This window comes from Streptomyces sp. 351MFTsu5.1, from assembly GCF_000383655.1.
Classification (GTDB): domain Bacteria; phylum Actinomycetota; class Actinomycetes; order Streptomycetales; family Streptomycetaceae; genus Streptomyces; species Streptomyces griseorubiginosus.
This window is the reverse complement of the sequence record NZ_KB911779.1, coordinates 137,155-162,777: the sequence shown is the minus strand read 5'-3', so window position 1 is coordinate 162,777 and position 25,623 is coordinate 137,155. Positions and strand designations below refer to the sequence as shown.

The 25,623-nt window shown below is 72.4% G+C and carries 15 protein-coding genes; 11 read left to right on the top strand and 4 right to left on the bottom strand.

Features of this window, described 5'->3' with window-relative positions; all coding sequences use genetic code 11:
* Positions 1-115: 115 nt before the first annotated feature.
* Positions 116-1,240, top strand: coding sequence for a GuaB3 family IMP dehydrogenase-related protein (locus H295_RS0112740; protein WP_020135750.1), 1,125 nt, complete (start codon positions 116-118; stop codon positions 1,238-1,240).
* Between the two features lie 709 nt (positions 1,241-1,949).
* Here H295_RS0112740 and H295_RS0112735 read toward each other — a convergent pair.
* The gene (locus tag H295_RS0112735) at positions 1,950-2,552 is read right to left on the bottom strand and encodes a hypothetical protein (protein WP_028809305.1); all 603 of its coding nucleotides are present in this window, start codon (positions 2,550-2,552) and stop codon (positions 1,950-1,952) included.
* A gap of 123 nt (positions 2,553-2,675) precedes the next feature.
* Complete coding sequence (locus H295_RS0112730; RefSeq protein WP_020135748.1) at positions 2,676-3,881, bottom strand: nucleotide sugar dehydrogenase; 1,206 nt, start codon at positions 3,879-3,881, stop codon at positions 2,676-2,678.
* A 284-nt stretch (positions 3,882-4,165) separates the two neighbouring features.
* Between H295_RS0112730 and H295_RS0112725 the strand changes: the two genes are divergently transcribed.
* Complete coding sequence (locus tag H295_RS0112725; RefSeq protein ID WP_028809304.1) at positions 4,166-5,872, top strand: glycerol-3-phosphate dehydrogenase/oxidase; 1,707 nt, start codon at positions 4,166-4,168, stop codon at positions 5,870-5,872.
* 160 nt (positions 5,873-6,032) lie between these two features.
* On the opposite strand, the gene H295_RS0112720 is transcribed toward H295_RS0112725, so the two are convergent.
* On the bottom strand, positions 6,033-7,079 hold the full coding sequence (locus tag H295_RS0112720; protein WP_020135746.1) for a serine hydrolase domain-containing protein: 1,047 nt from the start codon (positions 7,077-7,079) through the stop codon (positions 6,033-6,035).
* A 308-nt stretch (positions 7,080-7,387) separates the two neighbouring features.
* On the opposite strand from H295_RS0112720, the gene H295_RS0112715 reads away from it, so the two are divergent.
* The 8 genes from H295_RS0112715 (at position 7,388) to H295_RS0112680 (ending at position 22,811) form a co-directional block, all read left to right on the top strand.
* Positions 7,388-9,610 (top strand): serine/threonine-protein kinase, encoded by a 2,223-nt coding sequence (locus tag H295_RS0112715; RefSeq protein ID WP_020135745.1) that lies wholly within the window; start codon positions 7,388-7,390, stop codon positions 9,608-9,610.
* A 174-nt stretch (positions 9,611-9,784) separates the two neighbouring features.
* Complete coding sequence (locus tag H295_RS0112710) at positions 9,785-12,715, top strand: protein kinase (RefSeq protein WP_028809303.1); 2,931 nt, start codon at positions 9,785-9,787, stop codon at positions 12,713-12,715.
* Between the two features lie 183 nt (positions 12,716-12,898).
* Positions 12,899-14,644 carry a serine/threonine-protein kinase gene (locus H295_RS0112705; protein ID WP_020135743.1) on the top strand — a complete coding sequence of 582 codons (1,746 nt, stop codon included), beginning with the start codon at positions 12,899-12,901 and terminating at the stop codon, positions 14,642-14,644.
* Between the two features lie 71 nt (positions 14,645-14,715).
* Positions 14,716-16,401 (top strand): serine/threonine-protein kinase, encoded by a 1,686-nt coding sequence (locus H295_RS0112700; protein ID WP_020135742.1) that lies wholly within the window; start codon positions 14,716-14,718, stop codon positions 16,399-16,401.
* 91 nt (positions 16,402-16,492) lie between these two features.
* Complete coding sequence (locus tag H295_RS0112695) at positions 16,493-18,061, top strand: serine/threonine-protein kinase (RefSeq protein ID WP_020135741.1); 1,569 nt, start codon at positions 16,493-16,495, stop codon at positions 18,059-18,061.
* A gap of 46 nt (positions 18,062-18,107) precedes the next feature.
* Complete coding sequence (locus H295_RS43190) at positions 18,108-19,238, top strand: serine/threonine-protein kinase (protein WP_020135740.1); 1,131 nt, start codon at positions 18,108-18,110, stop codon at positions 19,236-19,238.
* A 137-nt stretch (positions 19,239-19,375) separates the two neighbouring features.
* Positions 19,376-20,989, top strand: coding sequence for a succinic semialdehyde dehydrogenase (locus H295_RS0112685; RefSeq protein ID WP_020135739.1), 1,614 nt, complete (start codon positions 19,376-19,378; stop codon positions 20,987-20,989).
* Positions 20,990-21,029: 40 nt separating this feature from the next.
* On the top strand, positions 21,030-22,811 hold the full coding sequence (locus tag H295_RS0112680; RefSeq protein ID WP_020135738.1) for a GMC family oxidoreductase N-terminal domain-containing protein: 1,782 nt from the start codon (positions 21,030-21,032) through the stop codon (positions 22,809-22,811).
* 123 nt (positions 22,812-22,934) lie between these two features.
* Here the strand turns inward: H295_RS0112680 and H295_RS0112675 are convergent, their stop codons facing one another.
* Complete coding sequence (locus tag H295_RS0112675) at positions 22,935-23,966, bottom strand: LPXTG cell wall anchor domain-containing protein (protein WP_020135737.1); 1,032 nt, start codon at positions 23,964-23,966, stop codon at positions 22,935-22,937.
* 211 nt (positions 23,967-24,177) lie between these two features.
* On the opposite strand from H295_RS0112675, the gene H295_RS0112670 reads away from it, so the two are divergent.
* Positions 24,178-25,281 carry a hypothetical protein gene (locus tag H295_RS0112670; protein WP_020135736.1) on the top strand — a complete coding sequence of 368 codons (1,104 nt, stop codon included), beginning with the start codon at positions 24,178-24,180 and terminating at the stop codon, positions 25,279-25,281.
* Positions 25,282-25,623: the final 342 nt, after the last annotated feature.

Below are 25,623 nucleotides of genomic sequence, written 5' to 3'. Positions count from 1 at the left end.
CTTCCTGAAGGCCACGCGCGCGTGAGGGCGGTTCCGGGAGCATCCGGGGCCGCCCTTGTCGTACCCGTCGGGGATACTGGAAGGCGCTGCAACGCATCAGGGAAAGGCCACACACGTGACTGAGATCGAGATCGGGCGCGGCAAGCGCGGCCGCCGGGCGTACGCCTTCGACGACATCGCCGTCGTCCCCAGCCGTCGTACGCGCGACCCGAAGGAGGTCTCGATCGCCTGGCAGATCGACGCCTACCGCTTCGAGCTGCCCTTCCTGGCGGCCCCGATGGACTCGGTCGTCTCCCCGGCCACCGCGATCCGCATCGGCGAGCTCGGCGGCCTCGGCGTGCTGAACCTCGAAGGCCTGTGGACGCGGCACGAGGACCCGCAGCCGCTGCTCGACGAGATCGTCGGCCTCGACTCCGAGACGGCGACCCGGCGCCTTCAGGAGATCTACTCCGCCCCCATCAAGGAGGAGCTGATCGGCGCGCGCATCAAGGAGGTGCGCGACTCCGGCGTGGTCACCGCCGCCGCGCTCTCCCCGCAGCGCACGGCGCAGTTCTCCAAGGCCGTCGTGGACGCGGGCGTGGACATCTTCGTCATCCGCGGTACGACGGTCTCGGCGGAGCACGTCTCCGGTTCGCACGAGCCGCTGAACCTGAAGCAGTTCATCTACGAGCTCGACGTCCCGGTGATCGTCGGCGGCTGCGCGACCTACACGGCCGCCCTGCACCTGATGCGCACCGGCGCGGCGGGTGTCCTGGTCGGCTTCGGCGGCGGTGCGGCCCACACGACCCGCAACGTGCTGGGCATCCAGGTGCCCATGGCGACCGCCGTGGCCGATGTCGCCGCGGCCCGCCGCGACTACATGGACGAGTCCGGCGGCCGGTACGTGCACGTGATCGCCGACGGCGGTGTCGGCTGGTCCGGCGACCTCCCCAAGGCGATCGCCTGCGGCGCGGACGCCGTGATGATGGGCTCCCCGCTGGCCCGCGCCACCGACGGTCCCGGCCGCGGCCACCACTGGGGCATGGAGGCCGTCAACGAGGAGCTGCCGCGCGGCAAGAAGGTCGACCTCGGCACGGTCGGCACCATCGAGGAGGTCCTCACCGGCCCGTCGCACATCCCGGACGGCTCGATGAACTTCTTCGGTGCGCTGAAGCGGGCGATGGCGACCACCGGGTACAGCGAGCTGAAGGAGTTCCAGCGCGTCGAGGTGACGGTGGCGGACTCGCAGCACAAGCGGTAGGCAGGGCTTACGCAGGCAGGGCTTACGGCGGCTTGAGGGCCGGTCGTCCCGGGTGGGGCGGCCGGCCTTTTGCGTGCCCGAAAGGGCTGGTGGGGGCGCGTTCGGCGGGGTGGGGGCGTGCGGTTGCGTTCGGGGCGAATGTGGGCCGAACGGGCGTAAGCGGGCGGTAGTGTCCTTGATCGGCGACCCAAGCTCTTCGGGCCGCCCCCTTCCAAGGACACCTGTTCCGGACCCCGCCGTCGGGGCCCGGCCCGAGTTCCGACGTGCTGCCTACCGGGTCAATGGGTGGCGTCGTGGAAGGGGGCGTGCCGATGGGCCGTCACCGCAAGCCCACCCGCTGGGATCGCATTCGGCTTCGGCTGGTGAAGTTCCGGAGGAGGTGTGTCTTGTGGATCCACAGCTGGTGAGCGGCCGCCCCCATGAAGGCTAGGGGCGGACACCCGTGAACCAGCTCGGAGCCCGCTGCAGTACCCCCTGCGGTGGGCTCCACCTTGTTGGCGTGATGGTGAGCGGCTGTCCCCAGAGAGCCTAGGGGCAGACACTCCCTGATCCATCCATGGGCCCGCCGTAGTGACCGCTACGACCGACCCCACCTGTCTCCGTAAGGTACCTGCGCCGCGCCCCGCATGCCACCAGCCCCGGAGCCCGCCGCATCCGCGCGCCCCCCTTCACTACCGATGCGCCGCCCCTTTGCCGGGCGCCGGCAGCGTCAGTGCGCCGCCTTCTTGGCGCCGGTGAAGGCGACGTACGCGGCGATCGCGAAGAACACGAACGTCAGCGGGTCGGCGTCCGCCTTCCAGGCCTCCTGGAGGACGTCGAAGTGCTGGAAGAAGAGTTCGCTGAAGCTCAGCGGGGTCTCCTTGGCGCCGATCATGGCCTCGCCCACCAGCTGGCCGATGTAGACGGAGCCCAGCGACAGGACCGCGCTCGCGACCGGCAGCACGGGGTTGCGGCCACCGAGACGCCCTGCGGCAAGGCCGACCAGGAAGCCGACGCCGACCGCCGCCCAGCCGATCTCGTGCTTGGTCAGGCCGATGATCGCGCCGTAGACGCCGGCGGCGACCACGGCGGCGACGAACGCGGCCACCAGGCCGAGGCCGAGGTTGTTCCGCACCGGAGCGGGGGCGGGGGCAGCCCCGTACGGGGCCCCCGGTGCCGGAGGCGGAGGTACGGCGCCCGGGTGCGGGGCGTACGGGGCGGCGTCGACCTTCTGAGGCTGCGGCTGAGGTTGCTGCTCGGCGGGCTGCTGGGCAGACGGCTGGGCAGGCGGCTGGGCTGGCGGCTGGGCTGGCGGTGGAGCTGACTGGCTCATGACAGAAATCCCCCCACGGGACAGAACGAACGGAATGGTGAAGCAGAGATGTGTGCGCACAACTGTGCGACGAGTGAGGGGAGGTTAACAGGTGGGTCCGACAGCGCCACCGGGGTTTTGACGTCAGAGCCGGTGCGCCGCCCCCGTGGGCGTGGCCCCGCGCGTGTCCAGCAGGAGCTGGGCCTTCACCGACAGGCCCTGGAGGTCGTACGTCCGGTGCTGCTGGAGCAGGATCGTCAGGTCCGCGTCGGCCGCCGCCTCGTAGAGGGAGTCCGCGCGCGGGACCGGGCGGTCCAGGACGCTCCAGGACGGGACATGGGGGTCGTGGTAGCTGACGGACGCGCCGAGCTCCATCAGGCGCACGGCGACCTCCTGGGCCGGGGTGGCCTGCTGGTCGGCGAGGTCGGGCTTGTAGGTGACGCCCAGGAGGAGGATGCGGGCGGCCCGGGCCGACTTGCCGTGCTCGTTGAGGAGGGCCGCGGCGCGCTGGACGACGTACCGCGGCATCTGGTCGTTGACCTGCCGGGCGAGTTCGACCATGCGCAGGGAGCGGCCCGCCCTGCTCAGGTCGCGGGGGATCGCGTGGCCGCCGACGCCGGGGCCCGGGCGGAACGCCTGGAAGCCGAACGGCTTGGTCTCGGCGCAGCGGATGACGTCCCAGAGGTCGACGCCGAGGTCGTGGCAGAGGACGGCCATCTCGTTGACGAGGGCGATGTTGACGTGGCGGTAGTTGGTCTCCAGGAGCTGGACCGTCTCCGCCTCGCGCGGGCCACGCGCGCGTACCACCTTGTCGGTGAGGCGCGAGTAGAAGGCGGCCGCCGACTCGGTGCACGCCGGGGTGAGGCCGCCGATCACCTTGGGGGTGTTGGCGGGCGTGAAGTCGCGGTTGCCGGGGTCCACGCGGGTGGGCGAGTAGGCCAGGTGGAAATCGCGGCCCGCGCGCAGGCGTGAGCCCTCTTCGAGGATCGGGCGCAGGAAGTCCTCCGTGGTGCCGGGGGGCGCCGGGGACTCCAGGATCACCGTGGTGTGCGGGCGCAGGTGCGCGGCCAGGGTGCGGGCGGCCGTCTCGACCTGGCTCAGGTCCAGGCCGCCGTCCGGCCCCGCAGGGGTGGGCGCGCAGATGACCGCCGTACGGACGCGGCCGAGTTCGGCGGGGCCCGCGGCCGTCCGGAAGCCCCCCGAGAGCATCCGGCGCAGTTCGGCGGGGCTGAGGGAGCCGGGTTCGGGGCCCGTGCGGTAGCCGACCGTGGCGATGCCGGCGGCGACGGCGGCCTGGGCCAGGGGCAGTCCGTAGGGGCCGAGGCCGATCACGGCGAGATCTGCGGGCATGGCGGGGGCCGTCCTTCCCAGTAACCGAAGCGGGACAGGTGCGCAAGCCCGGTGGACTGGATGAGCAAGCGCAATGTCAGACTAGGAGTAAATATGACCGAAATACGGGATTGGTTCCGTGTGTCTTCCCGGTCGGCGGTGAGTGCGGGTGGCCTTCGGGGTACGCGCCAGTGAAAGTTGTCCACAGGCTGGGGGCGACTGGTGGCTGAAGTCCGGCGGGCCGGTCAGACTCGACAGGGGTGGGACACGTGTGAGACCGGCGTGACCGACAGCGGGAGGCAGTGGTGAGGACAGCGACACTGGGACCGGCGCAGCGCGCCGAGTCACTCGCATCGATGGCCGAGCGCGAACTGGACGTGCTGGTGGTGGGTGGTGGGGTGGTCGGAGCGGGCACCGCGCTCGACGCGGTGACCCGGGGCCTGTCCGTGGGCCTGGTCGAGGCGCGTGACTGGGCGTCCGGCACCTCCAGCCGCTCCAGCAAGCTGATCCACGGCGGCCTGCGCTACCTGGAGATGCTCGACTTCGCCCTCGTGCGCGAGGCGCTGAAGGAGCGCGGACTGCTCCTGGAGCGGCTCGCCCCGCATCTCGTGAAACCGGTGCCCTTCCTGTACCCCTTGCAGCACAAGGGCTGGGAGCGGTGGTACGCCGGGTCCGGCGTCGCGCTCTACGACGCGATGTCGATGGCCCGCGGACACGGACGGGGCCTGCCCGCGCACCGGCACCTGAGCCACCGTCACGCCCTGCGCGTGGCACCCGCCTTGCGGAAGGACGCACTGGTCGGGGCGCTTCAGTACTACGACGCCCAGATGGACGACGCCCGCTTCGTGGCCACCCTCGTGCGCACCGCGACCGCCTACGGCGCCAAGACCGCCAACCGCGCGCGCGTGACCGGGTTCCTGCGCGAGGGCGAGCGGGTGGTCGGGGCCCGGGTGCAGGACGTCGAGGCGGGCGGGGAGTACGAGATCCGCGCCAAGCAGGTCGTCAACGCGACCGGGGTGTGGACCGACGACACCCAGGCGATGGTCGGCGAGCGCGGGCAGTTCCACGTGCGAGCCTCCAAGGGCATCCACCTCGTCGTGCCCAAGGACCGCATCCACTCCTCGACCGGCCTGATCCTGCGCACCGAGAAGTCCGTGCTGTTCGTCATCCCCTGGGGACGGCACTGGATCGTCGGCACCACCGACACCGACTGGGACCTCGACAAGGCCCACCCGGCGGCCTCCAGCGCGGACATCGACTACCTGCTGGAGCATGTGAACTCGGTGCTCGCGGTGCCGCTGACCCGGGACGACGTCCAGGGCGTCTACGCGGGTCTGCGCCCGCTGCTCGCCGGGGAGTCGGACGCCACCAGCAAGCTCTCCCGCGAGCACACCGTGGCCCATCCGGTGCCGGGGCTCGTCGTGGTGGCGGGCGGCAAGTACACGACCTACCGGGTGATGGCCAAGGACGCCGTCGACGAGGCCGTGCACGGGCTGGACGCGCGGGTCGCCGAGTGCGTCACGGAGGACGTGCCGCTGCTGGGCGCGGAGGGGTACCGGGCGCTGTGGAACGCGCGGGCACGGATCGCGGCCCGGACCGGACTCCATGTGGTCCGCGTGGAGCATCTGCTGAATCGGTACGGCTCCCTCGCGGAGGAACTTCTCGAACTCATTGCCGCGGACGCCTCGCTGGGCGAGCCGCTGCACGCGGCCGACGACTACCTGCGTGCCGAGATCGTGTACGCCGCCTCCCACGAGGGCGCGCGGCACCTGGACGACGTGCTGACCCGGCGCACCCGCATCTCCATCGAGACCTTCGACCGGGGTGTGCGCTCCGCCCGTGAGGCCGCCGAGCTGATGGCGCCGGTGCTGGGCTGGGACAAGGACCAGATCGAGCGCGAGGTCGAGCACTACGAGAAGCGGGTGGAGGCCGAGCGGGAGTCGCAGCGGCAGCCGGACGACCTGACCGCGGACGCGGCGCGGTTGGGGGCGCCGGACATTGTGCCGTTGTAGTCCGGCGGATGTGCCTTAGCCGTCGGGCGGACGTGCCGTAGCCGTTCGGCGGATGTGCCGTAGCCGGTCGGCAGAGGAGGGTCGGCCCGGCAGAAGGGGTCGGCTTTCTTCACTCGAACGAGTGTCGTGAGCCGGGATCTTCGTTCGGAACCCGGTCGTTCTACGAGGTGCGGGGGCAGAACTCGGCGGCGAGCAGGGCCGGTTCGAGGTCGGGGTCTGCCATCGACGTCGTGTTCACGCGGAAGGTGAGGACGCGACGGCCGCCGACCGTGGCTGCGGTGCGCACGTAGCTGCCGGTGATGCGGCCGTTGTGCCCCCACACCGTCGTGCCGCACGGCAGCTTCACCGGGAACAGCCCCATGCCGTACAGGCCGTGTGCGGCGCGGGTGTCGGTCATCTCGTGCAGCCAGTACGGGGACAGCAGCCGGCCGCCGAGCAGGGCCGCGTAGAAGCGGTCCAGGTCGGCGAGCGTGGTCACCAGCTCGCCCGCGGCCCCGGCCACCCGCGGGTCGAGCGAGGTGACGTCGGTTCCGTCGGTGGCGTAGGCGCGGCCGTGCGGGGAGGGGAGGGAGGTGCGTGAGCCAGGGAAGGAGGTGCCCGCCAGACGCAGCGGAGCGAGGATGCGCCGCTCGGCCTCGGCGGCGTAGGAGCGGCCGGTGACCTGCTCGATCACCAGGCCCAGGACGACGTAGTTGGTGTTGGAGTAGGAATAGTGGCCCGGTCCGGGCGAGGGGTGGGTGAGGGCGAGGCGGACGGCCTGACGAGGGGTGAGGGGCACCAGGCCCCCGGTGTCCGAGGTGAAGTCGTGCAGACCGCTGGTGTGGGTGAGCAGGTGGCGCAGGGTCAGGGTGCGGCCCTCGTTGCCCTGCGCTCCGCGCAGCAGCCCCGGCAGGTGCTGCTCCACGGTGTCGGACAGCTTCAGCCGGTGTTCGGCGGCGAGTTGGAGGACGAGCACCGCGAGGAAGGTCTTGGTGATGCTGCCGGCGCGGAAGTGGTCGGCGCGGTTGATGCCGGTACCGGCGGACGCGTAGCGGGTACGGGTGCCCTCCTCGGCGAGCAGGGCAGCGGCCGGGGCGCGGCCCTGGGTGACCAGCAGCGGGAGCACGGTCTCCGCGGAGGGGCCCAATGGTGCCGACAGAGCGGTCGGCGCGAGGAGGAACAGCACCAGGCACACCAGGGTGGCCGTCGTCGCCCGCAGCGGTGCCATCGGTGATCCCTCCTTGTCGCGGCCCATCATGCAGGCCGCCGAGGGAGGACTCGCGGAGGGAAAAGGGGGGACCTGGGAAGAGCGGGCGGGTTCGGGTGGTGGGCTGTGTTCGTCTCCGTCGGGCGGGGCGCCGGGCCACCTGAACAGAGCGCGTGCGCCCGGCATATGCGCCGAGGTGGGGAATGGTGTCGGTGGGACGCCGGTCGACGGGGGGCCGCCCCGCGTGGCCCAGTCACCCCCACGGCATCGGGCACTTGTCGGGTGAGGGACAATGGAGGCTCTGTCAGGGCGGGTTCATGAGGGGACGCATGTCGGACGCGGAGCGGGCGGGAACATCCCGGCAGAACGAGAGCGAGCGTCTCCTCGCCGGGCGGTACCGGCTGGGGGGAGTGCTCGGCCGCGGAGGCATGGGCACGGTGTGGCGTGCCGAGGACGAGACCCTGGGCAGGACGGTGGCCGTCAAGGAACTGCGGTTCCCGGCCAGCATCGACGAGGACGAGAAGCGCCGGCTGATCACCCGCACCCTGCGGGAGGCCAAGGCGATCGCGCGGATCCGCAACACCAGCGCGGTGACCGTCTACGACGTGGTCGACGAGGACGACCGGCCCTGGATCGTGATGGAGCTCGTCGAGGGCAAGTCGCTCGCCGAGGTCATCCGGGAGGACGGCCTCCTGGAGCCGAAGCGCGCGGCGGAGGTGGGCCTCGCGATCCTCGACGTGCTCAGGTCCGCGCACCGCGAGGGCATCCTGCACCGTGACGTGAAGCCGTCCAACGTGCTGATCTCCGAGGACGGCCGGGTCGTGCTCACCGACTTCGGCATCGCGCAGGTCGAGGGCGACCCGTCCATCACCTCCACCGGCATGCTCGTCGGCGCCCCCTCCTACATCTCCCCGGAGCGGGCCCGCGGGCACAAGCCGGGCCCCGCGGCCGACCTGTGGTCGCTCGGCGGGCTGCTGTACGCGGCGGTCGAGGGCGCCCCGCCGTACGACAAGGGCTCCGCGATCGCCACGCTCACGGCGGTGATGACCGAGCCGCTGGAGGAGCCGAAGAACGCGGGCCCGCTCAAGGACGTCATCTACGGCCTGCTCAGCAAGGATCCCGCCCAGCGCCTCGACGACAGCCGTGCCCGGGCCATGCTCACCGCGGTGATCCACGCGCCCGAGCCGCGGGAGGCCGAGCCGGAGCCGCCGTCGGACGCGACCCGGGTGGTGCCGCTGCCGGCCCAGCCGGAGGAGCGCGCGGGCGGGGAGCGGCTGCGCGGGGCGTTGCGGTCCATGCGGAAGGCCGCCGGGGCGGCGGCGACGTCTGCGGTCGTGTCGCGGACCAAGTCCGGTGGCGGTACGGCTGGTTCGGACACGGCGGGCTCCGGTGCCGCCGCGCCCGCTTCGGCTGCGTCGGCATCGGGTACGCCCGCTTCGGGTACGTCCGCGTCGGGTACGTCTGCTTCGGGCGGCGGGAAGGTGCCCGCTCAGGCTTCCGAGTCCGCTGCGGCGGCTCCTGCGGCTCCTGCGGCCTCTGCGGCGGCCGCGCCGGCCAAGCCCTCCACGTCGGCCAAGCCCTCCACGCCGGCCAAGGACGTTCCGGCCTCCGCCGGCTCGGCTGCGTCCTCCGCGTCCTCCACGACCTCGGCGTCCACGGCGGGTGGCGCCGTCGGCGGGGCGCGGGACGGTCAGACGCAGCAGGCCAACGCCGTGTCGGACGGGCGTAGTTCGGGGTGGCCCGTGATGACGCCGCCGGACGGCCTGGCTCCGAGGCCGGTGCCCAGGGCGCCGCTGACCGACGTGGTGCCGCGGCGCACGCTGGTGATCATCGCGGTGGTCGTGGCGCTCGCGATCCTCGGTATCGTGCTGGCCCTCACGCTCGGCGGCGGGGACGAAGGCACCGACGGGGCCAAGGGCGGCGGCACCAAGGCGACGGCGAGCGCGGGCGGGAGCGCCGACACCAAGGAGGACAAGAGCGGGGGCACCAGGACCGACGGTGCCACCACCGGGTCCCCCTCGTCGGACACCGGTGCGGGCGCCGCGAACACGCCCAGCACCGAGGAGAGTGGCAGGAGTTCGGACGGCGCCTCGGGTTCCGGCGACTCCTCCGGGGACAGCGCGGTCGCCAAGACGTACAAGGGGAGCCAGGGTTACTCCATAGGGCTGCCGGAGGGGTGGAGCTTCCAGACCTCCGGCTCCGCGGGAGACCGCTTCACCGGGCCCGACGGGCAGAAGCTGCTCGTCGCCTGGACCAGCACGCCGAAGGGGGACCCGGTGGCGGACTGGGAGAACCAGGAGCGGAGCATGGTCCGCGCGCAGTACTCGAAGATCCGTATAGCGAAGGTGAGCTACCGCGGCTGGAACGCGGCCGACTGGGAGTTCACCTATGTGGAGAACGGGACGAAGTACCGGACCATCGACCGTGGGTTCGTCGTCAACGGCCATCTCGGATATGCCTTGATGTACACCGCGAAAGCCGCGAACTGGGGCACTGAGCTGCGCGAGGACACATGGCAGACGCTCGCTCGCACCTTCGAACCGAAGTCGTGAGGCGCTGTCCGCCGAGTGGTCCCGTGTTTGGGCCCTGAGATCTGGAATCCCCTCTTGGCGGGTTGCCTCCGGCACGTATCGTGAGTGTTTGCGAACCGTCCGCATCCAGGTCCGGGCACGGAACGGGCCGTAACGCGAACGGAATTGACCAACCGGGCGGCCGGGGGAGGCAACGTGGAGGACTATGCGGGTCGGGTGCTCGCCGACCGCTACCGCCTGCCGCTGCCCCCGTCCGACGAGTACGAACTCACCGAGACGCGCGCCTTCGACACCTACAGCGGGCAGGAAGTCCTGGTCAGGCAGGTTCCGTTGCCCGAGGTCGTCGAGGCGGAGGTGCTCGACGCGGAGGGCCTCCCCGACGGGTTCACGGCCCGGGATCCCCGGGGCTCGCGGCGGAGCCCGGGGCGCGGCGTCACGCGCCGGCCCACGGAGCCCGCGGTGCGCAGGGCCGTCGATGCGGCGCAGGCCGCCGCGCGGATACCCGACCATCCGCGGCTCGACCAGGTCTTCGACGTGTTCGCCGAGGGCGGTTCGCTGTGGATCGTCAGCGAGTCGGTGGCCGCGCGGCCGCTGGCGGCGCTGCTCGCCGAGAAGCCGTTGACGCCGTACCGGGCTGCCGAGGTCGCCTCCGACGTGCTGATGGCGCTGAGGGTGCTGCACGCGCACGGCTGGGTGCACCGCAACATCACCGCCCGCACGGTACTGGTCTGCGACGACGGCCGCGTGATGCTGACCGGCCTCGCGGTGGGCGCGGCCGAGGAGGCGCTGTGCGGCTATGACCCGGTGCCGGTCGAGGCGGGTGAATGGGGCTCCGGGGACGAGGAGTTCGGGGCCGGCCACCAGGACGCCGGGCCACAGGATGCCGGGCCGCAGGCCGCCGGGTCACGGAACGCCGGGCCGCAGGACGCCGGGACCGGTGGGCACGGGGTGCCGGACGGGTACCGGGTTCCCGGGCAGGCCGTCGGCGAGGGATCGGTCGGCGGGCACACGGCGCTCGGCGGAGCGGGCGGATCCGGAGCGGCCTTCGGAATCGGCGCTGTCACGCAGGGAGTCGGGCCGGGCCCGGTCGGCGCGAGCGGGTTCGGCGGGAACGACCCCGACCCCGAGGCGGCTCGGCGGGCGGCGATCGAGGCGCGGGAGTCGCGGGGGCTCCCGAGTGCCGGGGTGGAGTCGGTGAACGACGGTGGTTCCACCGGTGCGTTGGTCCGACGGGAGCCTGACGGCGGCACGGACATCAGGGCGGCGCGGGCGGGGGCGATCGCCGCGTACCGCGCGGGGGCGCGCGCGGCGGCCCGGGTCCAGGAGGCACAGAACAGCCGAGCGGCCCTCCCGGGAGCGCGCCCGGCACCGGACACCGACTTCTCGCCGACGCGGGGCACCCCTCAGGAACTGACGTATCCGGCTGCCGGTGGCCCGGGACAGGCGTATCCGGCGACGGGCGGTCCCGGGCAGTCGCCGTACCCCACGGGGAGCGGCGTCGGGCAGCCCGCGCAGGATGCCGGGAGCGGTGTCGAGCATGTGCCCGGGAGTGTGGCCCCGGGGCAGACAGCCGATCCCTACGGTGTGCGGCCCGCCTCCTGGCACGGGGCCGTGCCGCGCGGTGGGGTCGGCGGGACGATGGGGGGCGGCGCGCCGGGCGCGGTCGAGGGGCAGGCGCCCGGTCTCGGTGCCGTGCCGACGGGCGGGCCCGTGCCCGGAGGTGTCGTCGGCGCCGGAGGGCCACGGGCCGGAAGCGGTACGGACGTAGGCGACATGGGCGTAGGTGGGGCCGGGGCCGGGGGTGGCGTGGGTGCCGCTCCCGCGCGGTGGGAGGAACTCGCCCACGCGGCGCCCGCCGCCCGCCGTGGTCCCGCCACCGCGCTCGCCGCGGAGCGGGCCCGGCAGGCGCGGATGGCCGTGGTGGGGCCCGTCACCGAACGGTGGGCGCCCGAGCAGGCCGGGCCGGTGCACGAGAACTGGCAGCTCGCCGCGCCGATCGGGCCCGCGACCGACCTGTGGGCGCTCGGGGCGCTGCTGTTCCGGGCCGTGCAGGGACACGCGCCCTACCCCGAGGAGTCGACGGCCGAGCTGGTGCAGCTGGTGTGCGCCGAGCCGCCCGCCTTCGCCGAGGAGTGCGGGCCGCTGCGGCCGGTCGTGGAGTCGCTGCTGCGGCAGGACCCCACCGAGCGCCTGGACTTCGAGGAACTGCGCGGCTGGCTGCGGTCCCTGGTGCGCTCCGCGCCGGAACCGGAGGCCGGCGTCCATGTCGTGGCCGCGCCGCCCGTGGACAAGAGCCGGTTGCCGATCGTGCGCCGCCGCGGCGAGTTGGTGCGCAGGCGGCGGGCCGGCCTGCCCGCGACCAGCGCGCACGGCCGGCACAAGCGGGCCCGGGAGCAGGCCGGGGCTTCGCCGCGCCGCCTCGGCCGCAATCTGCTGCTGCTGATCCTGCTGGTGATGGCCGCGGCGATCGCGTACGCCATGTACTTCATGCCCAAGGCGGGTCCCGACGACCAGGGCGCCGAGAAGACCGGTTCCACGAGTCAGGCCGGGCCCGCCCAGCCGTCGGACGCGAGCAGCGAGCCCTCGTCGGAGCGGACCACGCCCGCGCCGACCACTCCCGAGCCCTCGCGGTCCAGCGGAGCCGCCGAGACCCAGACCGCCGGGCCCGAGGTCGCCGACGGCTTCACCGTGCGCACGGACCCGGAGGGCTTCAAGGTCGCCGTGGCCAACGGCTGGAACCGCACCCCGAGGAACGGGCGCGGTCAGGTGGTCTACTCCCAGGGCAACTTCGAGCTGATCGTCGTACCCGGGCGGGACACCGCGGCGGCGAACGGCGACGATCCGATGGTCTATCAGCGCGAGAAGGAGCCCGAACTCCAGCCCTACCGCGACTCCAGCTGGGCCACCGCCACCGGGCTGAAGTCGATCCAGGTGGGCACCAGGAGCATGGCCGAGGGACAGTTCACCTGGACCGGCGACGACGGGCGCGAGCTGTACGTGCGCAACCTCGCGATGCTGGTCGGCGGGAAGTACCACGTGGTGCAGGTGCGCGGCCCGGAGGCGGAGCGGGACGAGGTGACCCGGCTGTACGAGCAGGCGTCGGCCACCTATCAGGTGACCGGCTGACGGACGCCGTTCCGGTGCCGCGGGGCGGCCGACGACGCCGTACCGACGCCCCGGGTTCACTGGTGCTTCGCGGAAGCGACAACCGTCACAGTGAGGTCTCCTTGACGCCCCCCTGGTTCCCCTGGCCGCAGGCCGGTCCTTAGTCTGACTGCGTCAAGAGCATTGCGGGGCAACGTGAATCAGATGCAGGGCCTGCTCCTCGCGGGGCGTTACCGGCTTGCCGACCCGATAGGCAAGGGCGGCATGGGCCGGGTTTGGCGTGCCCACGATGAGGTGCTGCACCGGGCCGTGGCGATCAAGGAGTTGACCGCCGCGCTCTACGTTTCCGAGAGCGACCAGGCCGTCCTGCTCGCCCGCACCCGTGCCGAGGCCCGCGCGGCCGCCCGGATCAACCACTCGGCCGTCGTCACCGTGCACGACGTGCTGGACCACGACGGCCGGCCCTGGATCGTGATGGAGCTGGTCGAGGGCCGCTCGCTGGCCGACGCCGTCAAGGAGAACGGCCGGGTGGAGCCGCGCGAGGCCGCCCGGATCGGGCTGTGGGTGCTGCGGGCTCTGCGTGCCGCGCACTCCGCCGGTGTCCTGCACAGGGATGTGAAACCCGGCAACGTCCTTCTCGCCCAGGACGGCCGCGTCCTGCTCACCGACTTCGGGATCGCCCAGATCGAGGGCGACACCACCATCACCCGCACCGGAGAGGTCGTCGGCTCGGTCGACTACCTCGCCCCCGAGCGGGTCCGCGGCGCCGACCCCGGTCCGTCCGCCGACCTGTGGGCGCTGGGCGCCACGCTGTACACGGCCGTGGAGGGACGTTCGCCGTTCCGCCGTACGACCCCGCTGGCCACCATGCAGGCCGTCGTCGACGAGCAACCCGCCGAGCCGCGCAACGCCGGTCCGCTCGGGCCCGTCATCGCCGCCCTGCTGCACAAGGAGCCCTCCGTGCGGCCCGACGCGGCCGAGGCCGAGCGGATGCTCGCCGAGGCGGCGGAAGGCCGGCGGCCGGGCGCGGCGCAGGCGTATGTGCCGACGCAACATGTGCCCTCGCCCCAGGAGCAGGGGCGGCACAGCGGCTCGCACAGTGCGCTCGGCACACCGGTGCCGGGCACGCCGACCGGGGGGACGCCGTACCCCTCGGCAACAGGCCCGTCGTACTCCTCGGGCTCGGGCCCGTCGTACCCCTCGAACCCGTCGTACCCCTCGGCCGGGGGCCCGGCGTACCCCTCCGGCAGCGGCACGTCGTACCCGCACGGGACGACCGCCCCCACGACCATCGGACCGCCCCCCGTCGGCCCGGGTGCCCCACGCGGGCGCCGACGGCTGCGTTCCTTCGCGCTGGTCGTCGCGCTCGCCGCGATCGTCGGTGCGGGGACCGCGGTCGGTCTGCAGATGTGGGACCGCGGACGGGACACGGGCGCCACGCCGGGCGCCTCGGTCAGTCCCTCGCCCAGCCCGAAGGGGGACGGCTGGCAGCGCTACAACGACCCCGTGGGCTTCAGCGTCTACCTTCCCGAGGGCTGGCAGCGCTCGGTCTTCGGGACCCCCGCCGACGGCCTGACCCAGATCGACTACTCGCCGGACCAGGGCAAGCACTTCATCCGGATCGCCGTCGACACCTCACCGGACTTCAGCGATCCCTTCGAGCACCAGGTCGACCTGGAACAGCAGATCGACGGGCTGAAGGACTACCACCAGGTCAGCATGGTCAGGAACACCTACCGGGACCGGCCCGGCGCCCGCTGGGAGTACACCTGGACCGCGCTGGCGAAGGACATCGCCTTCCCCGGGCCGCGCCGGGCCGTGGAGGAGACCTACATGTCCCGGGACGGCGCCGAGTACGCGATCTACATGTCGTCGCCCGCGAAGAGCTGGCCGACCACCAGCAAGCAGTTCACCAAGGTGCTCCAGAACTGGAGCGAGACGCACGGCTGACCGGGCCGCCGTGCGGAGTTGGCCGGTCACCGCCCCGGAGTGGAATCGTCCGCTGCGGCATGATGGGGCTCATGGGGACCGAGGGGGACACCTTCCGTGTGATCGCGAGCCGTTATCGCCTGGAGGCGAGGATCGGCCGTGGCGGCATGGGTGTGGTGTGGCGGGCGACGGACCAACTGCTCGGCCGGCAGGTCGCCGTCAAGGAGATCCCGCTCGACGAGAGCCTCTCCGCCGAGGACGCGAGGCTCCAGCGGGACCGCACGCTGCGCGAGGCGGGTGCGGTCGCCCGGCTGCGCCACCCGCACATCATCGTGGTGCACGACGTCGTCGAGCAGGACGAACGGCCCTACATCGTCATGGAGTTGATCGACGGCGGCTCCCTCGCCGAGCGGATCTCCGCCGACGGCCCGGTCGACGCCCGCGAGGCCGCCCGGATCGGCGCCGACCTGCTGAGCGCGCTGCGCGCCGCGCACACGGCCGGGGTGCTCCACCGGGACATCAAGCCCGCCAACGTCCTCGTCGAGTCCGACACCGGCCGGGTCGTCCTCACCGACTTCGGCATCGCCCAGGTCGCCGGCGCCACCACGCTCACCGAGACCGGTTCCTTCGTCGGCTCGCCCGAGTACACCGCGCCGGAGCGGATGTCCGGGGTCAGGACCGGTCCGGAGGCCGACCTGTGGTCGCTGGGCGCACTGCTGTGCACGGCCCTCAGCGGTGAATCGCCGTTCCGCCGCGACTCGTTGGGCGGCATCCTGCACGCCGTCGTCATCGACGAGATCCGGCCGCCCGCGCAGGCCGCGCCGCTCCTGCCCGTCGTGCGGGGGCTGCTGGAGCGCGATCCCGAGCTGCGCCTGGACGCGGTGGAGGCGGAGCGGATGCTGCGGGCGTTCCTGGAGACCGGCCGCACCCCCACGCGCCGGACCCCCGACCACCCGTACACACCGACCGAGCGCGACCTGCCGCTGCGGCGGTCCCGGGAACACCAGGATTCCCAGCACCGGCAAGGCTCCACCGTACGGCCGTCCCCCGTGCCCTCGGCGAGTCGTGGGCCCCGGGTGGTGCGGACCCGGTCGAGGCGGGCCGTGCTCATGGCGGCGCTGCTGGTCGCCGCGCTGGCGGGGGCCGGGGTGTCGGCGGCGGTCCTGCTGACGCACCGGGGCGGGGAAGGCCGTACGACGACAAGCAGTCCGGCGCCCGGGACAGCGGCCGGGACCACGCCTCGCACATCCGCCACCCCGTCACGCACCCCGGGCGGCAGCTCGCCGAAGACGCCGACGGGCCCGTCCTCCAGGCCGCCCACGGTGACGCTCCCGTCCGCCCCCTCCGGCTACCGGGTCGCCGACGACCCCGCCGGGTTCGCGCTCGCCGTGCCGGACGGGTTCACCCGCGCGCCGCAGGGGCAGAGGGTCTTCTACATGTCGCCGGGGGAGACCTTCCACCTCGGCATCAAGGTCGCCGATCCCCAACCCGGCGGCCCCCTGGGCGTGATGCGCCGCGCGGCCGCCAAGGGGCCGGACACCAACCCCGGTTACCGGGACGGCCGGGTCACCTCGGTCACGCACCGCGGACACCCCGCCGCCCTCTGGGAGTTCACCTGGGACGGCTTCAGCGCGACCGAGGGCGCCCGGCACACCTACGACCTGTGCTGGGAGGAGAACGGACGGCTGTACGACGTGTGGGTCTCGGCACCGGTCGGGAAGGTGCGGGAGGCGAAGGAGTACTTCGACGTCGCGCTGGACACCTTCACCCGGACATAGCCGCCGATAAGCCGCGCCACGGGTCACGGGTCTGTGACCGGATCGCGTTCCCTGTGGAAGCGGAGGCACCGGGCGCGATAGGGATGAACCCATGAGCAGCAGCGGGGGAGTCGGCCACGAGTCCGACGAGACGACGAGTTATGTTCTGCAACCGCCCAGGCCCGCCCCCTCCGAGCCGGGCGTGGGTCGGCTCATAGCCGGCCGCTACCGACTGCTCGCCAAGCTCGGGCACGGTGGCATGGGCACGGTGTGGCGGGCCCAGGACGAGACCGTGGACCGCGAGGTGGCCGTCAAGGAACCCCGCGTCCCGGACCATCTTCCCGAGCGCGAACAGGGGAACGCCTTCGAGCGGATGCGTCGCGAGGCACGGGCCGCTGCCCGGCTCGACCACCCGTCCGTCGTGAACGTGCACGACGTGGCGGTCGTGGACGGCCGGCCGTGGATCGTGATGGAGCTGGTGCGGGGCCGCTCGCTGGGCGATGTGTTGCAGGAAGGCACTGTCGGGGCGCGGGAAGCGGCGAGAATCGGCCTCGAGGTGCTCGGCGCGCTGGAGGCCGCGCACGCGGCGGGCGTCCTGCACAGGGATGTGAAACCGGACAACGTCCTCCTCGGCCGTCACGACCGGGTCGTGCTCACCGACTTCGGCATCGCGCAGATCGAGGGCGAGACCAGCCTCACCGACACCGGCGGCTTCGTCGGCTCGCCCGAGTTCATCGCCCCGGAGCGGGTGCTGGGCCAGCGCCCCGGGCCCGCCTCCGACCTCTGGTCCCTCGGTGTGGTCCTGTACGCGGCGACGGAGGGCGTCTCGCCGTTCCGCCGCAGCAACACCCCGGCCACCCTCCAGTCCGTCCTCAACGCCGTGCCCGCGCCGCCCGCCGCCGCACCCGGTCCGCTCGCCGAGGCCATCAACGGCCTCCTCCAGAAGGACCCGGCGCGCCGGCCCACCGCCGTACAGGTCAGGGCGCTCCTGGAGGCCACCGCCAACCCACCGGCCCCGGAGCCCGAGCCGATCGTGCGGACCGTGGAGGTACCGGCGGGCGGCATCCGGCTGGGCCGCACAACGCTGCTCGGGCTCGGCGCGGTGGTGATCGCGGCCGCGGCGGTGGCCTGCCTGGTGATCGCGGATCCCTTCGCGGGACCGCTCCCGGACGGCTGGACCAAGCGGCACACCAAGGACGTCGCCGCGACGCTGGCGGTCCCCGCGGGCTACCGGCCCACCACGCCCGACCGCAGGACGGACAAGGACCACTGGATCAGGTACGCCGACGAGAGCGGCGCCATCTGGATCGGCCTGCGCCTGGACCGGAAGGCCGAGGACACCGCACATGACATCGCGGGGTCCGCGGCGGCCGAGATGTACGACGACGACAGCCGGTTCAAGGAGAGCGGGGACTACGACCTCGGCATGTCCAAGACGTCGCGGACCCGGCCCGAGGACAGGACCTACCAGGGCGCCAAGGCCGCCGGGAACACCGTCAGGTACGACACCACCGACAGCCAGAACCCCCGCCCCCGCGAAGTACAGATCTTCTACTACCGGACCACCGCAGGCGACATGTACAAGCTCACCGTCGGCTATCCGGGCCGGGGCGACTTCACCGCGCGGGGGCGTGAGGTGGCGAGGGCGGCGATCGCGAACCTGAGCGTGGACCGGCCCTGAGCCCGCCGCTTAGACAAGGGCGGGACGCGCAAGGTACTCATGTGCCATGAGTGAAGACGGCGAACTCCCGTCCGGTGGACGTCTGATCGGTGCGCGGTACCGGCTCGTCGAGCGGATCGGGGCCGGCCCGAGCGGCACGGTGTGGCGGGCTCACGACGAGCAGGACGCGCGGTACGTCGCCGTCAAGGAGCCCCGGCTGACCGGGGATCCGCGGGACGAGGAGCGGCGGCGGGCCGTGCAGCGGCTGCCGCACGAGGCGCGGGCCGCGGCCCGGGTCGACCATCCGTCGGCCGTCACCATTCACGACGTACTCCTCGAGGACGAACTGCCGTGGATCGTCATGGAGTTGGTGGAGGGAGAGTCGCTGGAGGCCGCTCTGGCGGCGCGGGGACCGCTGTCGGACACCGAGGCCGCCCGGATCGGGCTCGCCGTCCTCGGCGCGCTCCACGCCGCGCACGGGGTCGGCATCGTCCACCGGGACCTCAAGCCCGCCAACGTCCTCCTCGAAGCGAGGAGCGGACGGGTCGTCGTCACCGACTTCGGGATCGGCGCAGCCGCGCACGCCGACGGCCGGGAGACCTCCGCCGGATTCGTCGCCCCGGAGTGCGCGTCGGGACCCGGGGCGGGGCCCGCTTCGGACCTGTGGTCATTGGGGGCGGTGCTCCGGGCAGCCGTGGCGGAGGTCCGGCCCGGCCCGCTGGGCGGCCTGCTGGAGCGACTCCTCGTCGCCGAGCCCGGGCAGCGGCCCCTGGCGGAGGAAGTCGCCCGGGTCCTGGCAGACGTTGCCGGGGCGCCCGTACCGGAGTGGGCCGCGGAAGCGAAGACCCCGGACTCCGGGGAGCGGGCCGCCGTTCCCTACGCCGTCCCGGACGCCGGTGCGCACCCCGTGGCGGCCGCGACGGCGGATCCCGCGCTCCAGGGCGCCGACGGGACCGTCACGTCGCAGAGCACCGGTGCGACCCGCACGGCGGCCGGTGTGCGCGCCTCGGCACCGGACCCGGCATTCCCCGCCCCCGGTCCGGACGCCATGACAGCGCCCGCCGCGTCCCCCGGAGCCGACGGCCACGACCCGTCCGCCCCACCGGCGGCCACCCCCGCCCCCGACCCCCAGCCGCGCCGGCTGACCGCTCTCTCCGCCTTCGGTCTGCTCCTCCAGAAAAAACCGGAGCGCGGTTGATCGCCGCCGCGGGACCCCCGCCCAACGCCCTGATCAGCGCATTCCCTGCCAGTCATCACTGGCGGCATGTGCGCAGTCGGTGAACGCCTGTTACCGACGGGTACCCAAAGCGCCCCGTCCCGCATACCCTGCGGCTCATGACGGACGCGCAGGCCCCGGCCAAGACCGGCACGAACCCCCTCGCCCCCGCCCCTGAGGGCGCCCGGACCGCGGCCGACGTGGTCACCCCGGAGCTGGTCGCCCAGCTCACCAAGGGTGTCGTCGGTTCCCGCCGTACCGCGAACCACACGCCGTTCACCGGCGAGAAGCTGGCCGACCTGCCCGAGTCCACCCCCGAGGACGTACGGAAGGCCTACGAGGCGGCCCGCGCGGCGCAGCCGGTGTGGGAGCGGACCCCGGTGCGGCAGCGCGCCGCCGTCCTGCTCCGCTTCCACGACCTGGTCCTGGAGCGCCAGGCCGAGGTCCTCGACCTCATCCAGCTGGAGACCGGCAAGGCCCGTCTGCACGCCCACGAGGAGGTGCAGGCCGTCGCGGTCGCGGCCCGGCACTACGGCCGCAAGGCGCCCGCCTACCTGAGGCCCAAGCGGCACGCGGGAGCCGTGCCCACCCTCACCAAGGTCACCGAACTGCGCCACGCGCGCGGGGTCGTCGGCCAGATCGCCCCCTGGAACTACCCGCTCGAACTGTCCGTCGGCGACGCGCTCCCCGCCTTCGTCGCGGGCAACGCGGTCGTGATGAAGCCGGACACCGAGACCTGCCTGACCGCCCTGTGGGCACGGGATCTGCTGATCGAGGCCGGGCTGCCCGCCGACGTCTTCCAGGTCGTCCTCGGCGAGGGTCCCGTGGTCGGCCCCGAGGTGGTCCGGCACGCCGACTACGTCTCCTTCACCGGCTCCACCCGCACCGGCCGCGAGGTCGCCCAGGGCGCCGCCGCCCGGCTGGTCGGCGTCTCCCTCGAACTCGGCGGCAAGAACGCCATGCTGGTCCTCGAGGACGCCGACATCGAGAAGGCCGCCGCCGGTGCCGTCCGCGCCTGCTTCTCCTCCGCGGGCCAACTCTGCATCTCCATCGAGCGGTTGTACGTCCACGAGTCGATCGCCGACGCGTTCGTCGAGCGCTTCGCCGCCCGCACCAGGGCCATGCGCCTCGGCACGTCCCTCGCCTACGGCGCCGACATGGGCTCCCTGGTGGGGGAGCGGCAGCTGGAGACCGTCACCCGGCACGTGGACGAGGCCGTCGAGAAGGGCGCCAAGCTCGTCGCCGGTGGCGTCGCCCGCCCGGACATCGGCCCGTACTTCTACGAGCCGACCATCCTCGACGGCGTCACCGAGCCGATGGCCGTGTGCGCCGAGGAGACCTTCGGCCCGGTCGTCTCCATCTACCGTTTCAAGAGCGAGGACGAGGCGGTCGAGCTCGCCAACTCCACGCCGTACGGCCTGAATTCCTCGGTGTGGACGAAGGACGGCAAGCGGGGCCGCGAGGTCGCCTCCCGGGTGCGCGCCGGCACGGTCAACGTCAACGAGGGCTACGCCTCCGCCTACGGCAGCGTCCAGTCCCCGATGGGCGGCATGAAGGACTCCGGCCTCGGCCGCCGGCACGGCTCCGAGGGCATCCTCAAGTACACCGAGGCCCAGACGATCGCCCAGCAGCGGCTCCTGCCGATGGCGCCCTCGCTGGGCATGGACGACGAGAAGTACGCCCAGTTCATGAGCCGCAGCCTGCGACTGATGAAGGCGTTCCGGTTCAAGTAGGAACACCCGTTCCAGACGACGTTCTCAACGAGGAGAGCACGTGCCCCAGGACACCTACGACTACGACGTCATCGTCGTCGGCTCGGGCTTCGGCGGCAGCGTCACCGCGCTGCGTCTCACCGAGAAGGGCTACCGCGTAGGGGTCCTGGAAGCCGGCCGCCGCTTCACCCGCGACACCCTCCCCAAGAACTCCTGGGACCTGAAGAACTACCTCTGGGCCCCGAAGCTCGGCCTGTACGGCATCCAGCGCATCCACCTGCTCGGCAACGTGATGGTCCTCGCGGGCGCCGGCGTCGGAGGCGGCTCGCTGAACTACGCCAACACCCTCTACGTCCCCCCGAAGCCCTTCTTCGAGGACCCTCAGTGGCGTGACATCACCGACTGGCAGGAGGAGTTGAAGCCGTACTACGACCAGGCCCGCCGCATGCTCGGCGTCCGGCTCAACCCGACGATGACCCCCTCCGACGTCCACCTCAAGGCGGCCGCCGAGCGGATGGGCGTCGGCGACACCTTCCACATGGCCCCGGTCGGCGTCTTCTTCGGCGACGGCGAGGACGCGGAGGGCAGGAGCAAGGCGGCTCCCGGCGAGCAGGTCGCGGACCCCTACTTCGGCGGGGCAGGGCCCGCCCGCAGGGCCTGCACCGAGTGCGGCGAGTGCATGACCGGCTGCCGGCACGGCGCGAAGAACACCCTGAACGAGAACTACCTCCACCTCGCCGAGAAGGCCGGCGCGGTCGTCCACCCCCTCACCACCGTCGTCTCGGTCACCGACGACTCGCAGGGCGGCTACGCGGTCGCGACCCTGCCCACCGACGACCGCCGCAAGTCCTCGCGGGGCCGCACCTTCAAGGCCCGCCAGGTCGTCATCGCCGCCGGCACCTACGGCACCCAGACCCTGTTGCACCGCATGAAGGCCGGCGGGCAACTGCCGTACATCTCGGAGAAGTTGGGCGAGCTCACCCGGACCAACTCCGAGGCCCTGGTCGGCGCCCAGACCGACAACCGGCGCTACCGCAAGGCCACCGGCGCCGCCAAGGTCGACTTCACCCAGGGCGTCGCCATCACGTCCTCCATCCACCCGGACGAGAACACCCACATCGAGCCGGTCCGCTACGGCAAGGGCTCCAACTCGATGGGCGGCCTGTCGATCCTCCAAGTGCCGTACGCGGAGGGCGCGTCGAGGGTGGCGGCCTGGCTCGCGAACGCCGCCCGGCACCCCCTCCTGGTCCTGCGCTCCCTCTCCAACCGCCGCTGGTCGGAGCGGACCATCATCGGCCTGGTCATGCAGTCGCTGGACAACTCCCTGACGACGTACCTGAAACCGGACGGCGTCGGCAAGGGCCTGCTCACCGCCCGCCAGGGCCACGGGGCCCCCAACCCCAAGCAGATCAGGGCCGCTTCACAGGCCGCGTCCGCCGTCGCCGCCGACATCAACGGCTTCGCCGGCTCCAACGTCGGCGAGCTCATGGGCACCCCGCTCACCGCCCACTTCCTCGGCGGCTGCCCCATCGGCTCCTCCCGCGAGACCGGTGTCATCGACCCGTACCACCGGCTCTACGGCCACCCCGGGATCTCGGTCGTCGACGGCGCCGCGGTCTCCGCGAACCTCGGCGTGAACCCCTCGCTGACGATCACCGCACAGGCCGAGCGGGCGATGTCGTACTGGCCCAACAAGGGCGAGCAGGACCCCCGTCCGGCCCAGGGCGAGGCGTACGAGCGCCTCCATCCCGTCGAGCCCGCGTCACCGGCGGTCCCGGCGGAGGCCTTCGGCGCGCTGAGGCTGCCGTTCCTGGGGATACCGGCGGTGCCGAAGAAGTCGTAGAGCCGGACGAGAAGTCGTAGAGCCGGACAACACAAAAGAGAAGGACCTGCGCCCCCCTCCGAGCGCAGGTCCTTCTCTTTTTCTTGCGTCAAGCTGTATTTACGGCGTTTGCGGCCCTACGACTCAGGCGTGGGCGCCGTTCACGCCCTTGCGCCGCTTCATCGCGAAGACGACACCGGTACCGGCGACGACGGCGAACCCGCCGACGAGGCCGATGACCGGAAGGGCCGAACTCGAACCGGTCTCGGCGAGCTGACCGTCCACGTCGACGTCGTTGACGTCCTTGATGGCGCTCTTGCCGCCGGTCTGCGGCTTGGCGTCGCCCGGCTTGCCCGCGTCGGAGCCGGCCGCGAGCACCTCGAAGTAGTAGATGCCGTAGTTGTCGTCCTGGGAGACCCAGCAGCCCTGGTCGTCGGAGTACTCGGCCAGGCCGATGGCGATGCCGATCGCGCTCGGGACCTGACGGTCGACCTTCACCCGCAGCTGGTAGCTGACGGAGTCGCCGCCGTCCAGGCTGAAGGAGTTGAAGGAGCCGCCCTCGCCGAACTGCGTGGCCACGTCGACCCAGGAGCCGCCCTGCTTCACCTGGACGGTGATCAGGTCGCTGTAGTCCTCGTCGAAGTTCCAGTCGACCGCGCCGACGGCGACGATCGGCTGGATGTCCTTGACGGTGTCGTCGCCGGAGTTGCTGACGTTGAACTTGAAGTTCGTCCAGCCGCTGCCCGCCACGATGGACTCGGGCAGACCGGTCAGCGAGCTGTGCAGCACGTCGCTGTCCTCGAAGACCGGGCCGCTGTCCTCGTCGATCTCGCACGCGTCGCCGGGCTTGCCGCTCTCGCTCGCGGAGGGGCTGCCGGTGGCGGACGCCGAGCCGGTCGGGCTCGTCGACGGGCTGCTGCTCGCGGAGGCCGAGCCGGACGCGCCCGTGGTCGGGGTTCCGGTGGCGGTGGTGGTGGTCGTCGGGTCCGCCGGGGTCGTGGCCGGGGCCGCCGGGGTGCTCGTGGCGTCGGCCGGGGTGGAGTCGGCGGCGGGCGTGCTCTCGGTCGCGGTCGGCGTGGGGGTCTCGTCCGCGAACGCGCTCGGCGCGGCGAACAGCGCCAGCGGCGCTATCGCGGCGGTCGCGGCCGCGGCGGCAAGTGCACGACGAAGCTTCATGAAGACCTCGGGAGTCGGGTGTGCCGCGCTGCGCGCATCACACGTCAGGAGGCCTCCGCGTGTGGGGCGCGGGTGGGGCCCGTGGTTCGTGAGGTTTGATCCCTGTCGGCCGTGAATGGTTGTGCGGCCATTGACAGAAAACTTATGTGGCCTGAGTCACATACCAGTTCACCTTGTGAACACGCTTTCCAAGGCCCTAGAACTGACCCACGTGGCAGAAGACCCCAAGATTCCGGACGACGTCTGGGAACGATTCGTTCGTGACACCGAACGGGACATCCGAGACACCGCCCCCAAGGAACCCTCCGCGCGGGCCCGTGAGGTGGCCGAGCGGCTGCGGCGACAGGAAGCGCGCGGAGAACTGCCGGAGGGCTGGCGCACCGGACCCGCCTGGCAGCAGAAGAAGAGCCGGCGGGGCCTGTGGGGCGTCCTCGGGATCGCCGTCGCGGTCGTGGTGGCCGTCGTCGCGGTGAAGCCGTCGCTGGTGCCGGGCGACCCCTTCGGCGCCGGGAACTCCGCGGAGTCCGCCGCCGCCCCGCTGCCCGAGGAGACGGCGGCCCCGACCACGGCCCCCGCTGCCGTGGACCCCGAGATCCCCACCCTCGACGACCCGTTCGCCGGTTCGCCGGCCAAGCAGTGGGCCGACGGCGAGTCCGGGATCGTCGTACCGAAGGCGAAGGCCGTCACCGGCCAGTCCGCGGCCGAGGTCGGCCAGGCCCTGGAGCTGACCAAGAAGCTGCTGGTCGAGTCCAACCTCGCTCCGGGCACCCTGCGCGGTGAACGGCCCGCCGCGGCGCTCGCCCTGCTGGACCCCAGGCAGGGCGACGTCCTCAAGCGCCTGAACACCGGCCTGAGCAAGCCGGACAAGGACCACGACCCGCTGTCGATGTTCAGCCGCTTCGACCCCGCCGAGGTCCGGCTGGTCGGTGACGTGGTCAAGCTGCGGGGCCGGATGACGTTCAAGGCCGGTGAGCACGCCTCGGTGGCCGTGCACGCCGACTACACCTTCGTCTACCCGGTCGTGCGCACCGACGGCACCACCGAGGTGACCCGCACCATCGTCCGCCGCGTCCTCGACGTCGAAATGCCCGATCCGGCGAAGTACCAGGTCACCCCGGGCAAGCTCAACGTCCTGCGGTACGACGAGAGCGCCGGCAACACGACCTGCGACGTCCACGACGGCTTCCTGCACCCGGAGTTCCCCACCACGGCGGAGCCCACGGAACCGGCCCCCACGGGTCCGACGCGGGATCCCTACGACCGCAGCGAGGACATCGGCCGGATCAAGGACTGCGGGACGGTGTCCCGGGTCTAGCCGCCTCCGGCTGCCTTCCGGTCGCCGCTTTCATGAGTGAAGGGCCCCGCGGGGCGGAACCGCGGGGCCCTTCTTTCGTCAGCACCGACGTCAGGGCAGCGCCGGTGCCGGGGAGCGGCGCCGGGGGGTTGCGCCGCTTGCTCTTCGAGCCGTCGTACTCGCCGCCCATTGGTCCGGACCTCTGGCAATGACCTCTGGGACCTCTGGGATCTTTGGCAATTGACCCTCGGGCAATGCGGCGAGACAAGACGAATACCGTTGTCTGCGGAGGTACTTGGGGGCTTTCTAGGCATCGTGCTGGATGGGCGCGGCCTCCGCAACCGTTTGACCCAGCCTGGTGCC

What these genes read in the sequence shown, in the direction of transcription:
- H295_RS0112735 (WP_028809305.1), bottom strand. Translation starts at nt 2,552, where the DNA reads ATGAGCCAGTCAGCTCCACCGCCAGCCCAGCCGCCAGCCCAGCCGCCT.
- H295_RS0112730 (WP_020135748.1), bottom strand. Translation starts at nt 3,881, where the DNA reads ATGCCCGCAGATCTCGCCGTGATCGGCCTCGGCCCCTACGGACTGCCC.
- H295_RS0112720 (WP_020135746.1), bottom strand. Translation starts at nt 7,079, where the DNA reads ATGGCACCGCTGCGGGCGACGACGGCCACCCTGGTGTGCCTGGTGCTG.
- H295_RS0112715 (WP_020135745.1), top strand. Translation starts at nt 7,388, where the DNA reads ATGTCGGACGCGGAGCGGGCGGGAACATCCCGGCAGAACGAGAGCGAG.
- H295_RS0112705 (WP_020135743.1), top strand. Translation starts at nt 12,899, where the DNA reads ATGCAGGGCCTGCTCCTCGCGGGGCGTTACCGGCTTGCCGACCCGATA.
- H295_RS0112700 (WP_020135742.1), top strand. Translation starts at nt 14,716, where the DNA reads ATGGGGACCGAGGGGGACACCTTCCGTGTGATCGCGAGCCGTTATCGC.
- H295_RS0112695 (WP_020135741.1), top strand. Translation starts at nt 16,493, where the DNA reads ATGAGCAGCAGCGGGGGAGTCGGCCACGAGTCCGACGAGACGACGAGT.
- H295_RS43190 (WP_020135740.1), top strand. Translation starts at nt 18,108, where the DNA reads ATGAGTGAAGACGGCGAACTCCCGTCCGGTGGACGTCTGATCGGTGCG.
- H295_RS0112685 (WP_020135739.1), top strand. Translation starts at nt 19,376, where the DNA reads ATGACGGACGCGCAGGCCCCGGCCAAGACCGGCACGAACCCCCTCGCC.
- H295_RS0112675 (WP_020135737.1), bottom strand. Translation starts at nt 23,966, where the DNA reads ATGAAGCTTCGTCGTGCACTTGCCGCCGCGGCCGCGACCGCCGCGATA.